Genomic DNA, 11,797 nt, shown 5'->3' on the forward strand with positions numbered 1-11,797 from the left:
TCTTTTTGACTTGCTGCCATAATGCTTTTGAATCATAGTCATCCCGGTTCAAAAATCGAGTCACTTGGTCATGGCTTAACGCACCGTCCAGCAAGCTGGACAACCCGGTCGCCGTCGTTTGACCAAATGAACTCAATAAGTAATCGCTATATATTTCTAACAGTTCTGTATTCATCCTTATAGTTTACTTCAACTATGGGTGCGTAACATCAGTAAGTAAATACTCTCGAATTTTTTATACGGACGACTGGGATGCTTTTGCCAAGGTCTTGCCCAAAGCGCGGCACGTCATCGGCAAAGCATACGGTGGCAATTGGGCGTGACAACAGCAACACCCGACATCACCTTGGCCGGATGACACGACGCACCAAAGCGGTCGCCCATTGTGAAGACCTGTTCAATGCAACCATCAAGCTTTGGTTTTACCTAACGCAACCCCATGTATTCCCGGCTTATCAAGAAAAAACATTATCTATCTTTAGGTAAATACTCTCAAAATTTTCATTAAAAATAATACTTGTGCTGTTCTTTATGTTTCATGTATTGTTTCAATGAAACTTTACTATGATTCCCTGAGACGCTTATGAAACAAACAAGGCCATCGACAACCTTCATCATGCAACATTCCGAATGGTTGGCACAATTCGATGGCGGGGAACTGTTGTCAAAAATGCTCGGCCTTTGTGAGTCGGCAGGCATCTATATTGTCGATAAAAATCAACAGGTGCTTTATTGGAGCTTGGGTATGGAAAAATAAACCGGTATGCGACAAGGGGATGTGGTTGGTAAAACGTGTATAAACGAATGCGCCATTGTTGGAGTCGAAAGCAAAAATGAACAACTTATAAAACTACCTCAAGCCAATGGCGGCAAAATCGGGCTAATAAAAACTGTACAGATTTTATTGGACAGGTCTGGGATGTTTGCTGGTGGCATAGGCTTGCTCACTATGCCACCTGAACCAGCGGCCAATGTTTTTCTACCCAAAGTGCCGGGCACATCGAAACAAAATTTCCACGGCATCTTAAGCCGTTCACCGGCCATGCAGGATGTTTTTCAGATCATCCAAAATGCCGCAGAAACAGAAGCCACCGTGTTGGTCAGGGGAGAAAGTGGTTCCGGTAAGGAGTTGGTTGCCAATGCTATCCACACATTGAGCATACGCCGCAACGCCCCTTTCCTGGCGGTCAATTGTGCGGCCTTGTCCAGCAATCTTTTAGAAAGCGAATTATTCGGTCATGTGCGTGGGGCTTTCACGGGGGCAGTAAAAGATCACAACGGATTATTCCAACGTGCCAACGGTGGAACGCTATTCCTGGATTAAGTTGCAGAACTACCCTTGGAATTACAGGCTAAATTGCTCAGGGTGTTACAAGAAAGGAACTATATCCCGGTCGGTGGTCACCGCAGTATTGATGTGGATGTTAGGATTGTGGCGGCAACCCACCGTTCATTAATGGAGGAAGTGATAAACGGGCAGTTTCGTGAAGATTTGATGTATCGGCGGGTCGTTCCCATTTTTCTGCCGCCACTCAGGGAGCGCAGGGAAGATATTAGCCTGCTGATTTGGCATTTCATTAGCCGACACAATGATGGACGTGTCAGGATTATAGAAAAGATAGACCCTGATGCCATGCGTGTGTTGCTTGATTACCGGTGGCCCGGAAATATCAGGGAACTTCATAATGTCGTGGAATATGCCTTTGCTGTGGGTAGGGGAAATACCTTACGGCACCCTGAATTACCGCCCGAATTCAGGGTGCCTCGTGTCGTTGATGTGCCAAAACAAGCGCACAAACATAATCTGCCGCTCTCTCCAGAAGATGAAATTTCAGCTATCCGTCAGGCCCTAGAGCAAAACCGTGGCCGGGCAGGTACGGCTGCCAGTTCGCTGGGTATGAGTAGGGCCACTTTTTGGCGGAGGCGAAAATTCTACGGGCTTTGACCTTGTTTTACTTTGCTATCGTTAGTCAAGGTATGAAGGTTATTGATTGTCGTTTAACTCACTGTTATGCATAGAATAAGTAAAATAAACAATCAATCCAATCACCAGCCAAACCACAAAGCGTAGCCAGGTGAGGGCGGGTAAAAAAAGCATAAGACTCCCACAAGACAACATGCCCAACACCGGAAATAACGGGCTAAAAGGTGAGCGGAAAGGCCTGGGTAGTTCCGGTTGGGTGACTCGCAGGATGATGACCCCTAGGCAGACGAAGACAAAAGCGGCTAATGTCCCGATGTTGACCAGCTCGGCGAGGTCACCCAATGGCATTAAACCAGCAATTAGCGACATGATGATGCCGCATAGCACAATTATACGGATAGGGGTTTGGGTGGTCGGGTTTACTTTGCTGAAAAACGCTGACAACAAGCCGTCTCTGGACATGGCGTAGATAATCCGCGTTAAGCCGTAATAAAGCACCAGCATAACCGTCGTCAAACCTGCGATAACACCTGTTGAAATCAAGGCAGATGCCCAGCTAAAACCGATCAGGCTAAGGGCATGGGCAACGGGTGACGAGACGTTTAGTTGGGAATAATGCACAACGCCCGTCAGCAAGCCTGCAACCAGAATATAAACAAGCGTACAAAACACCAAGGAAGTGATAATGCCAAACGGCAAATCCCGTTGGGGATTTTTTGCCTCCTCAGCCGCCGTTGACACGGCATCAAAGCCGACATAAGCAAAAAATACCAGCGAAGCCCCGGCCAATACGCCTGTGGTTTTGCCGTCTGGCAGTGTATTAAACCAGCCGAAGGGCATAAAAGGATGCCAGTTTTCTGGGTGTACATTAAACACAGCAACCCCGATGAAGATGCTGATGGTAATCAATTTAACGCATACCATTGCATTATTGGCCTTGGCGCTTTGCTTTACGCCGATAATGAGCAACACCATAAGTACCAAGATAATGAGGCTGGCGGGGAGGTTAATGATGCCGCCCAGTTTGGGGGCTTTGGTCAATGCTTCCGGCAAAGGGATGGCTATGGCCGTTAGGGCATTGTTAAAATACCCAGACCAGCCATTGGCGACGGCTGCGACCGATATGCCGTATTCCAGCAATAAATCCCAACCGATAATGAAGGCAAACAACTCGCCGAATGCGGCGTAACTATAGCCATAAGCGCTGCCGCAACCGCCGACTGCGGCAGATAGCTCCGCATAAGACAACGCGGCAAAGACACAGGCAAACCCCGCAATTACGAACGATAAAACGACGGCGGGTCCAGCTTGTGTGGCAGCAGCGAGACCTGTCAGCACGAAAATACCCGTGCCGATGATTGCGCCTACACCGAGAAAAGCAAGATCCCAGGCCGATAAGCAGCGTTTGAGACTGTGTTCAGACTCGTCATAGGGTTTGCCTTGTTTAGTGCGAAAAATTTGTAGTGCCATAGTCGTTTTTATTGCCTGTGCAAGATGTTGTTTGGACAAAGTGTCGGTTGCTAATTTTCTTGATTATAACCTTAGCTGTTACAGCGCTGCTAAAAAACCGTCAATTTTCGAGCCAGACTGGAAATCATTATCCTAAAAAAATCAGCTGAAGTATTCGTGATCAGATTTAAGCTAAGAAATATCTATGCCTTGTACAAATATAACTAATCACCCAATTGGTGAGGGCATTGTAGGGGCAATCCTTGTGGTTATCAGGGCAGGCACAAGGCCAGCCCCTACGGGTAACGCGTAACCATCAAAGCTAACTGATTTTTTAGGATTATTGGTATTTTAAGCAATTACGGAAAGCCCTCAGTTATTTGGCAATAATTCCAAGCAGGCCAAACTGAGCGCTTTCCTTTTTTGGTCGTGGTAGGAATAGATATGGACTTACGGACGAGCTAGCTTTAGAATTGCTCAGAGCGTGTTTTAAAAGCTACTGCGCGTCCCGATTACTGTATGGTGCGGTGCTCGAAATCCTCATGTACTCTCTGGTTTCTGCGCTCCGGGTTTCTTGTGCTCAGACCGTTCGTGACGCTTTTATAACACGCTCATAGGGCGGCGATAATCTAGGGTTTTTCCTGTCAGCGTAACTTAATCAGAACCGACGAAAAACCAGCTACAAAGAAGATAAGGCCGACTTCATGGGCGACACACTAGCTCGACTATAACATTAACCAACGAGGCTTCTACATAATGAACGCATTAAAAATTCTGGTCTACTTAACGGTATTAAGTTTTGCATCGGCAAGTTCTATTGCCTACGCAGAAAACAATGCAGAGGTAAAAGCCGCTATAGATCAAACGGTGGCTAAGTTAGAACAAGCCGTTGCAGCTTTAGAGAAAGGGGAAGACACTAAGGCCGTTGTTGATATGGTTATAGAAGCCAAGCAATTACAAAAATCGATTTCCACCTCCGATGCCAAGGTTTCGATAAAGAAATCGCAATCTAGCAATAAATTGGGACAGGCACGCACCAGCCTTAACGACGGTGATTTGAAAAAAGGCGGGGAATTAGTAAAAGAAGCGTTGGCAGGGTATAAGGAAGTCAAGGAAAAATATAACGCGACGCATTGATGTTATTAGGGTCTACCTGAGCCAGTCGAAGGACTGTGCAGGGATTCCTTACTTAACCCCATGTAGGTGCGCCCTGAGGAATTCTTCAACTTGTGCGGAGTGCAGGGGCTTGCTTAAGAAATGCCCCTGCGCTTCGTTACAGCGCTTTTCTTTCAGGAATGCCAATTGGCCATCAGTCTCAACACCTTCTGCGATAACGTTCAGGCCCATGCCTTCGGCCATGGCGATGACGGCGGCCACTATCGCTGCATCCGCTAAATCTTGTTCTATATCGTGGACAAAACGTTGGTCGATCTTCAAGCGGTCGATGGGGAAATTTCTGAGTCGGCTCAGGCTGGAGTAACCGGTACCAAAATCGTCTATCGCCAAGAGGACGCCGGTTTGTTTTAGGCTGTGCAGGATGCCAATTATGTTACCTTCATCAGAGATTAAGGCGCTCTCGGTCAGTTCCAGTTCCAACACCTGGGGTTCCAGGCCAGTTTCAGCCAATATCGTCGCGACCAGTGCAGTAAAGTCCCTGTGCAGAAATTGCATCGCGGAGACGTTGACGGCCATGCGGGTTAAGGGTATGCCCTGATCCCGCCAGGTTTTTGCCTGGAGGCACGCCTTACGTAGCACCCATTCACCAATACCTACGATCAAGCCCGTCTGTTCTGCCAATGAGATGAATTCAACCGGAGGAATCCGTCCGAGTTCCTGGCTATCCCATCGGAGCAAGGCCTCCACGCCGCAAACCTTGCCTGTTACGATGTCAAGCTGTGGCTGATAATACAGGTCAAGTTCATCGTGCTCGATGGCTTTGCGGAGGCTGTTTTCCAAGCTGAGATGGCGCAAGGCCGCCTTGGTCATATCGTTGGAATAATACCGGTACCCATTGCCGCCTCCGCGTTTGGTGTGATACATGGCGAAATCGGCGTTTTGCAGCAATTCCTCTGCGCTACTGCCATCATAGGGGAAAATAGCGATGCCGATACTGGCGGTCGTGTACAATTCGTGCTCGCCAAAAGTGTACGATTTGGCAAGGTTGATACGGATGCGTTCAGCGACGGTTGCGGCGTCTTCGTTACGAGCTATTGTTGATAAGAGCACAGTGAACTCATCGCCACCTAACCGCGCCAGCGAGTCGCCATCCGCGTTCATGTCAACGCGAATCAATGCATCACTGGCCCGCAGGCTCTTGCGCAAACGCTCACCGACAGCCTGGAGCATTTGATCACCCAGATGATGCCCCAAAGTGTCGTTAATGCGTTTGAAGCCATCGAGATCCAAAAACAGTACGCCCATCTTCAGTTTTTGCCGATGCGCGAAGGCGATCATATGTTGCAGGTGTTCCCGGAAAAACTGCCGGTTAGGTAGTTCGGTCAGGCTGTCGAAGTAAGCCATCCGGTGCAGGCGGCGTTCACTCTCCAGCAGGCGCTGGGTCGTGTGGCTGGCCTTGAGCATGTATCGGATCCGGTGACCCAACAGCGGGATATTGATCGGCTTAGTGATGAAATCGGTTGCGCCGACCTCATAAGCGTGGTTGATCGACTCCAGATCCCCCAGTCCGGTCATCATCAACACTGGGATGTGCTGTCCACCCGGCAGGTTCCTAAACTTTGTACAGGCTTCAAAACCATCCATACCTCCTGGCATCGTGACATCCAGCAAGACTGCATCTGCGCCGAACTCTGCGAATAACTTCAAACCTTCTTCACCACTGCTGGCTTCAGTCGTTTGCAGTCCTACTGACTGGAGCTCTGTTGCCACCAGCAATCGATTGAGCGGATCATCATCGATGATGAGGATGTTGTGCTGATCTAGCATGTCTAGGCTTTCTAAATTAAGTATTTAGGATTATACAATATAAGCGTTCAATGCTGCATGGGTATTGGTGAATTCCTGCTGGACTTCAGCGTGTAGGGCACTGGGCGTATGGTATTGAGATTGCCCGTGCCTCAAGCCTATTCCATGGCTCCAGCAGTGTGCTGGCATTGTTCAGTACAGAAGGTGATGATGTGTTCCAGTAATGAATTACTGCTATTGGGATCTAACTCGCGGATTGCTTCCAGGGCTAGTGCAGCGCCGTGTTGTATTGATGATTAGACTATCAATGATATCGTTAAATATCACCCTATTAGAAACACAGCACTATGACTAACGAAAATAGATGCCGTTCTAGTTGGTTTTCACTGCCTTGAAAAAATCAATAATATCCTTGTTTTTTCCAGGCCATTCGGGATGGGGGCCGATGCCTTCACAGTACCAGGTTTGTACGCCGTTTTTACAGCCATTGTAGGCCACGCAGCCTTCAACGCCGTTTACCGGGGTGGTATAAGGTAAGGGCTGGCCGGGTTTGAGGTCTTGGGCTTTCTGTTCGAGCTCTTGCTGATAGTAGCTCTCCCATCCCCACTTGCCTGATGTGGTTGCTTTACGATCGTTCGCACTGTAAGTTTTGGTCGTGCATTTATTGCATTTTGCCCACCATTCAATCGCTTCTTTGCCAAAATTTGGGAAGAGTTTGTCGCGGCTACTGTGCATAAGCATGACGGGAGTGGGCTTGACGCAGTTACGGTCTTCAAGATCTTCCCCTCTCATGCCGACGGCGCTGGGTGCGATCGCAGCCGGAATATGTTTGGTGCCGTTGAAAAAGGCGGTTCCCATTGCAATGGTGCCGCCGTCGGAGTGTCCGGTCAGGAATATCCGTTTTTTGTCAATGCACCATTTTTCCCCAATAAGCTTGGGGATTTCTGCGAGCTGGACAACAGCTTCCGGCGACAGGGCCCGGTGATCGGCATAAGCGACAATAAATCCTGCCGCTGTCGCCTCACTGGTCAAATACATCATTTCTTCCGTTTCGTCACGATCCCTCCCGGCGGGCGCGTAGACCATCAGTAAGGGATGGGCGATGGTCTCTTTATAGTTGGTCGGTGTCCTGACGGCAAAGTGAATTCCGTCATCTGTTTTTTCATCGTCACTGGAACCCGCTATACCGGGTTTTGACCCAGGTTTACAACCGGTCGCGGACAACTCATTTGTGTAGATCGCTTCGCTTAGGTTGATTCCTGCCTCGGCAGCTTCAGTGACACGGGCATCCACCGTATAGTAGGCCTTGCCAGCACCCGTAAAACCAGCCATAAACATTGCAATGGCTAACACGGAAGTCACTACAGTGTCCGGCTGTTTGCCGCGAAAACGCAACCATTCCGGCTTGAAGAGTCCAACAAACAACACAACAATAGATGAAACAATCAATAATCTGAAAAAATACAGGAGTAGCGTACTCATAGGCTTAACCTTATATAATGATGGTCGCTGTTGAACGGTAGCGTTTGCTTGTTGGGTGGCGCTTCCTGATCAATGCCAATGCCCATCGCAAAGCGGTTCATGCAATTCACGACCGCGCATATGCACACCGAGTCGAGAAAGGCCCGTTCGTCCCAACCCGCTTCAAATATAGGTTTAACATCTGCCTGTGTGATTTGTTCGGGTGTCAACGTCAGTTTTTTTACAAAGTGCAGGATAGGCTTTAGTTTTTCTTCAACATTCGCACTGTCAATATCTGATATTGATTGACTGTAGGATTCATCAATGCCCAACTCTTTAGATAATGACTTATGGGCGTTATAACAGGTTTCGGACTCATTCAGGGCTGTGATGTAGGTGATAATCAGTTCGCGCATCCCTTTGCTCAGGGGCGAAAAACTGCCCTTAATGTCTTCCAATAATTTAAACAACAGAATGCCGCGTCTAGGATATTTTGCAAATAATCCGATTATATTTGCCAAGTCGGGGCTTGAGGGCAGGTAAGACATTTTAGTTCCTGGGTTAATGAACGGGCTGTTCCTAATAGGGATTAAATCCTAAAAATCAAAGGTTTCGGCTTCAGCCATCAGGAACACAGGAGCGCCACCGCTGGAAATTTCAACGGCGTGTGCGGCCGTTTCCTGTCCGCCCGGTGAACTCAGGCATTCTTCCAAATCCCGCATGGATGGAAAATAAACTTCCGCAATACGATGATAAGGTGTCTGCCCGTTACCTGGAGATGAAGTGATCAAAGAGGCAACAAAGCGGGTTTTTCCGGCCAGTTTTTCTACCGCCATCGGGACATGTTCATTTGCATAGCGACGCTCAAAGATTGCAACATCGGTGGGTGTTGGGTACATAACAATTAATTTTGCTGTTTTCATGGCTTTTCCTTTTCATAGAGTTTGTTTATGGTGATGGCAATCATATTACCTATTTATAAGGCTTGTAAAATACTAACTTTCTATGAAAGAATAGGTTTTGTCTATATAAGTTCAAGGGGAGTTGTATGGGGATGCACCAAATCCGTTACTTTTTGGCCGTTTGCGATCATGGCAGTTTTACCCGCGCCGCCCAATTCAGCTATATTTCCCAGCCTTCTTTAACCCAGGCCATCAAAAAACTGGAAGATGAACTGGGCGGTGAGTTGTTCACCCGTGACCGTTCGGGTTGTTTGCTAACCTCGCTGGGCCGTCTGGTTGAGCCTAATTTCCGCAAGATATACAAAGAAGCTGTGACGACCAAGGCCGATGCGATTCGCTTTACCCAGTTGAATAATATTCCTTTGCGGATAGGCCTTATGGCAACCATAGGCGCACAGCGGTTAAGCCCGGTTTTTGCCCATTATCAGCAAGAATTCCCCAATATTGAATTTGAACTGATTATCGACAGCGAAACGGGCTTACTGAAACAACTGGGATTGGATTTGCTGGATTTGGTGATTAGCGCCCCCGCGCAATTGCTCGGGTCGCCGTATCAATCGACACTGCTCTACACGGAACGTTATGTAGTTGCATTCAGCAGCAAGCACCGTTTTAAGCAACTTGCCAAAATCGACCTGAAAGAAATCCAGTCAGAACCTTATCTGGATCGGCTAAACTGTGAATTAAGGGATAAACTACGGGCTATCTGTCAGGATCAGGAGGTCAACCTCTATGCCGCCTACCGCAGCAACAGCGAAGACTGGATCGTTAACTTGGTGCGTACTGGCATGGGAGTGGCGCTGATGCCGGAGTACTCCTTGCCTTTAAACGCTGACGATGTACACTGCCGTTACCTGTGTAACCCAGAGATTAGCCGCCAGATTTATGCGATTTATTATCCGCACAACCAAAAAAAGGCTGAAATTAAAACCTTGCTCACAAGTTTAAGTAACGTTTAATCATTGTGGCGTGTGTTTACGTCCTTGACACATGATAAGATGTAACTAATATTGAACGATAGAACCTGATGATTATCAAAGGTAATACAGATTTTTAACACCACATCTAAGATATGACTAGCATATACACCCATACTCGAAAAACTGGCTTAATGAACATCCTTGCACGATTGGTTTTTTCTATCGCACTGATTTTTATTGGCGGTAATGCTGCAGCGACCACCTATCAGTTGCCGGAAAGTGGCGGCGATACCGTCGTTGTGCAATTTCCAAATGGTGATGCCACGACCCGTATTGAACAGGATGAGACCCTGTTGGATGTCGCATTACGCTACACCTTAGGGCAAACAGAAATCATCAAGCTCAATCCCAAGATGGATCGGTGGCTAATTAAAAAAGGCCAGGTTGTGCGCCTGCCAAACCGCCGTATCCTGCCTGATACCCCTCATAACGGCATTACCCTGAATATTTCTGAATTTAGGATGTATTACTACCCGCCTGACCAGAAAGATGTAGTCATGTCTTTCGCGCACGGCATAGGCCGACAAGACTGGAAAACGCCCTTGGGCAAAACCACTGTCGTCCGCAAAGTCAAGGATCCTGCATGGCATCCACCTGAATCCATCAGGCGGGAACATGCTGCGAACGGTGATCCTTTGCCGGCAATTGTGCCCCCAGGTCCCCATAACCCGTTGGGTACGCGTGCACTGTATCTTAACCTACCTGGCGAGTACCGGATTCACGGCACTGATGTCGATAAAATTTATGGCATAGGCATGCAAATTACCCACGGCTGCGTACGTATGTACCCGGAAGATGTTGAGTCTTTGTACGACGTTGTGCCTGTAGGTGCGTCTGTCTATATAGTTAAGCAACCGATCAAGGTGGGTTGGCTGGACAATGAGCTTTATATTGAAGCGCACCCCGATTTGGAAGGCGAAGAAATGGGTCAGGAGCAGCGTTATGCAGTAGCTTTACAGCTAATCCAGAAGGTAACAGGGGAAGAAGCGCCGGAGTTCGACCAAAAAGCCTTGAATCAGGCGCTGAAGGATTTGGATGGCGAACCGGTTGCGATTTATGAGCGTATACACCTGATGGAACCACAAGAAGCGGCGCCTTCAGGTGAAGACATCCAAAATGTTAATCCCGCACCTGTGGGTAATGGTTCTTCCGGCGGCTATTACCGCGGAGACTCGTAGGGGCTGACCTTGTGCCTGCCCTATGCCTTGTCTATCCCATTGGGTTTGGGCAACCACAAGGGTTGCCCCTACAACGAAACCAACACCCCTGCCGCCGATACGGCAATCACAGACAGTACTCCGACCTTAATGCGGAATAATGCGATTAGCGCATAAACACCAACCAGTGCAGCAACACCATCAAAATCGCCGCCAAACCCCTTGGGCCAGAACACCTGCCGGGCGAAGAGTGCCGCAAGACTTAGAGCTTATCCGCCAATAACTTGATAAATTCTATATAGTAGTGAAAGAATTGCAACCAATCACTTTACTAAAGGTTGCCATTCGTTGAAAAGACCACAAAGCCGGACAGTTCCCGATGCTTTTTGGGTGCGCGTGGAGCGGCTGACACCAGGACGGCAAAGGGATTGTGACCAGGCTTATAAACGCAAGCCAGGCGGGGGCAGGACACCCCAAGGCCCACGGAAAGTGTTTGAAGGCATCCTGTACGTGTTGCGGACGGGCTGCCCATGGGAAGCGCTCCCCAAGGGCGGCGTTGGCGGCGCCAGCGCAGTCCACCAGTGTTTCCTGGACTGGCGGGCGGCGGGGCTGTTCGAGCGGCCATGGCGAGCCGGCCTGCTGGAATACCGCGAACTGGGGGGCTTGCCCGGGAATGGCAAGGCCTGGGCGGCGCGATGGCCAAGGCACCGACGGCGTTGGAGCCGGTGGGCAGGGACCCCACCGGCCGGGGAGAAAAGGCAGCAACAGGGGCCTGTTGGTTGACGGACGGGGCGTGCCCTTGTCGATGGTGCCCGGCGGCGCAAACACCCATGATGCCAAGCCGCTCGCCGCCACCCTGGACGGCATTGCCGTCGGGCGTCCCGGCGAAGGTTCGCCCCGGCAGGGGCCCTGCCCGGATGCCGGTCAGGTGGGCGGACCGGC

Annotated in this window: 13 protein-coding genes and 1 pseudogene; 8 read left to right on the forward strand and 6 right to left on the reverse strand. The window is 49.2% G+C overall.

Annotated elements, in window-relative coordinates; translation table 11 throughout:
• Positions 1 to 252: 252 nt before the first annotated feature.
• From ACLQ6D_RS00180 to ACLQ6D_RS00195, 4 genes and pseudogenes are all read left to right on the forward strand, one after another.
• The gene (locus tag ACLQ6D_RS00180; protein ID WP_411725226.1) at positions 253 to 486 is read left to right on the forward strand and encodes a hypothetical protein; all 234 of its coding nucleotides are present in this window, start codon (positions 253 to 255) and stop codon (positions 484 to 486) included.
• Between the two features lie 97 nt (positions 487 to 583).
• Positions 584 to 757, forward strand: a complete 174-nt coding sequence (locus ACLQ6D_RS00185; RefSeq protein WP_411725227.1) for a hypothetical protein — start codon at positions 584 to 586, stop codon at positions 755 to 757.
• A 192-nt stretch (positions 758 to 949) separates the two neighbouring features.
• Positions 950 to 1,444: pseudogene (locus ACLQ6D_RS00190) on the forward strand (sigma-54 factor interaction domain-containing protein); the annotation flags it as partial.
• Positions 1,445 to 1,633: 189 nt separating this feature from the next.
• Complete coding sequence (locus tag ACLQ6D_RS00195; RefSeq protein WP_411725237.1) at positions 1,634 to 1,945, forward strand: helix-turn-helix domain-containing protein; 312 nt, start codon at positions 1,634 to 1,636, stop codon at positions 1,943 to 1,945.
• A 39-nt stretch (positions 1,946 to 1,984) separates the two neighbouring features.
• On the opposite strand, the gene ACLQ6D_RS00200 is transcribed toward ACLQ6D_RS00195, so the two are convergent.
• Positions 1,985 to 3,394, reverse strand: coding sequence for an APC family permease (locus ACLQ6D_RS00200; RefSeq protein ID WP_411725228.1), 1,410 nt, complete (start codon positions 3,392 to 3,394; stop codon positions 1,985 to 1,987).
• 735 nt (positions 3,395 to 4,129) lie between these two features.
• Here ACLQ6D_RS00200 and ACLQ6D_RS00205 point away from each other — a divergent pair.
• Positions 4,130 to 4,510: a hypothetical protein gene (locus tag ACLQ6D_RS00205; protein ID WP_411725229.1), complete on the forward strand. Its 381-nt coding sequence runs from the start codon at positions 4,130 to 4,132 to the stop codon at positions 4,508 to 4,510.
• Positions 4,511 to 4,558: 48 nt separating this feature from the next.
• Here ACLQ6D_RS00205 and ACLQ6D_RS00210 read toward each other — a convergent pair whose 3' ends face one another.
• The 4 genes from ACLQ6D_RS00210 to ACLQ6D_RS00225 all read right to left on the reverse strand — a co-directional run bounded on the left by ACLQ6D_RS00210 (position 4,559) and on the right by ACLQ6D_RS00225 (position 8,679).
• On the reverse strand, positions 4,559 to 6,316 hold the full coding sequence (locus ACLQ6D_RS00210; RefSeq protein ID WP_411725230.1) for a putative bifunctional diguanylate cyclase/phosphodiesterase: 1,758 nt from the start codon (positions 6,314 to 6,316) through the stop codon (positions 4,559 to 4,561).
• A gap of 351 nt (positions 6,317 to 6,667) precedes the next feature.
• Complete coding sequence (locus ACLQ6D_RS00215; protein ID WP_411725231.1) at positions 6,668 to 7,777, reverse strand: hypothetical protein; 1,110 nt, start codon at positions 7,775 to 7,777, stop codon at positions 6,668 to 6,670.
• Positions 7,774 to 8,304, reverse strand: a complete 531-nt coding sequence (locus ACLQ6D_RS00220; protein WP_411725232.1) for a carboxymuconolactone decarboxylase family protein — start codon at positions 8,302 to 8,304, stop codon at positions 7,774 to 7,776. The genes ACLQ6D_RS00215 and ACLQ6D_RS00220 overlap by 4 nt, the downstream gene beginning before the upstream one ends.
• Before the next feature lie 48 nt (positions 8,305 to 8,352).
• Positions 8,353 to 8,679: an EthD family reductase gene (locus ACLQ6D_RS00225; protein WP_411725233.1), complete on the reverse strand. Its 327-nt coding sequence runs from the start codon at positions 8,677 to 8,679 to the stop codon at positions 8,353 to 8,355.
• 125 nt (positions 8,680 to 8,804) lie between these two features.
• Here ACLQ6D_RS00225 and ACLQ6D_RS00230 point away from each other — a divergent pair, with 125 nt between their 5' ends.
• Together ACLQ6D_RS00230 and ACLQ6D_RS00235 are read left to right on the forward strand one after the other, a co-directional pair.
• On the forward strand, positions 8,805 to 9,677 hold the full coding sequence (locus ACLQ6D_RS00230; protein WP_411725234.1) for a LysR family transcriptional regulator: 873 nt from the start codon (positions 8,805 to 8,807) through the stop codon (positions 9,675 to 9,677).
• A 152-nt stretch (positions 9,678 to 9,829) separates the two neighbouring features.
• Positions 9,830 to 10,876, forward strand: a complete 1,047-nt coding sequence (locus ACLQ6D_RS00235) for a L,D-transpeptidase family protein (RefSeq protein WP_411725238.1) — start codon at positions 9,830 to 9,832, stop codon at positions 10,874 to 10,876.
• A gap of 68 nt (positions 10,877 to 10,944) precedes the next feature.
• Here ACLQ6D_RS00235 and ACLQ6D_RS00240 read toward each other — a convergent pair whose 3' ends face one another.
• The gene (locus tag ACLQ6D_RS00240; protein WP_411725235.1) at positions 10,945 to 11,091 is read right to left on the reverse strand and encodes a hypothetical protein; all 147 of its coding nucleotides are present in this window, start codon (positions 11,089 to 11,091) and stop codon (positions 10,945 to 10,947) included.
• 112 nt (positions 11,092 to 11,203) lie between these two features.
• On the opposite strand from ACLQ6D_RS00240, the gene ACLQ6D_RS00245 reads away from it, so the two are divergent.
• Entirely contained in the window at positions 11,204 to 11,638 is a 435-nt protein-coding gene (locus ACLQ6D_RS00245) for a transposase (RefSeq protein ID WP_411725236.1), read from the forward strand.
• Positions 11,639 to 11,797: the final 159 nt, after the last annotated feature.

This window comes from Methyloglobulus sp. (assembly GCF_046714055.1).
In the GTDB taxonomy this organism is placed as follows: domain Bacteria; phylum Pseudomonadota; class Gammaproteobacteria; order Methylococcales; family Methylomonadaceae; genus Methyloglobulus.

Bases quoted from the DNA above. Each gene is read 5' to 3' on its own strand.
- ACLQ6D_RS00200 (WP_411725228.1), bottom strand. From the start codon at position 3,394: ATGGCACTACAAATTTTTCGCACTAAACAAGGCAAACCCTATGACGAG.
- ACLQ6D_RS00220 (WP_411725232.1), bottom strand. From the start codon at position 8,304: ATGTCTTACCTGCCCTCAAGCCCCGACTTGGCAAATATAATCGGATTA.
- ACLQ6D_RS00185 (WP_411725227.1), top strand. From the start codon at position 584: ATGAAACAAACAAGGCCATCGACAACCTTCATCATGCAACATTCCGAA.
- ACLQ6D_RS00180 (WP_411725226.1), top strand. From the start codon at position 253: ATGCTTTTGCCAAGGTCTTGCCCAAAGCGCGGCACGTCATCGGCAAAG.
- ACLQ6D_RS00195 (WP_411725237.1), top strand. From the start codon at position 1,634: ATGCGTGTGTTGCTTGATTACCGGTGGCCCGGAAATATCAGGGAACTT.
- ACLQ6D_RS00235 (WP_411725238.1), top strand. From the start codon at position 9,830: ATGAACATCCTTGCACGATTGGTTTTTTCTATCGCACTGATTTTTATT.
- ACLQ6D_RS00215 (WP_411725231.1), bottom strand. From the start codon at position 7,777: ATGAGTACGCTACTCCTGTATTTTTTCAGATTATTGATTGTTTCATCT.
- ACLQ6D_RS00205 (WP_411725229.1), top strand. From the start codon at position 4,130: ATGAACGCATTAAAAATTCTGGTCTACTTAACGGTATTAAGTTTTGCA.
- ACLQ6D_RS00225 (WP_411725233.1), bottom strand. From the start codon at position 8,679: ATGAAAACAGCAAAATTAATTGTTATGTACCCAACACCCACCGATGTT.
- ACLQ6D_RS00210 (WP_411725230.1), bottom strand. From the start codon at position 6,316: ATGCTAGATCAGCACAACATCCTCATCATCGATGATGATCCGCTCAAT.
- ACLQ6D_RS00230 (WP_411725234.1), top strand. From the start codon at position 8,805: ATGGGGATGCACCAAATCCGTTACTTTTTGGCCGTTTGCGATCATGGC.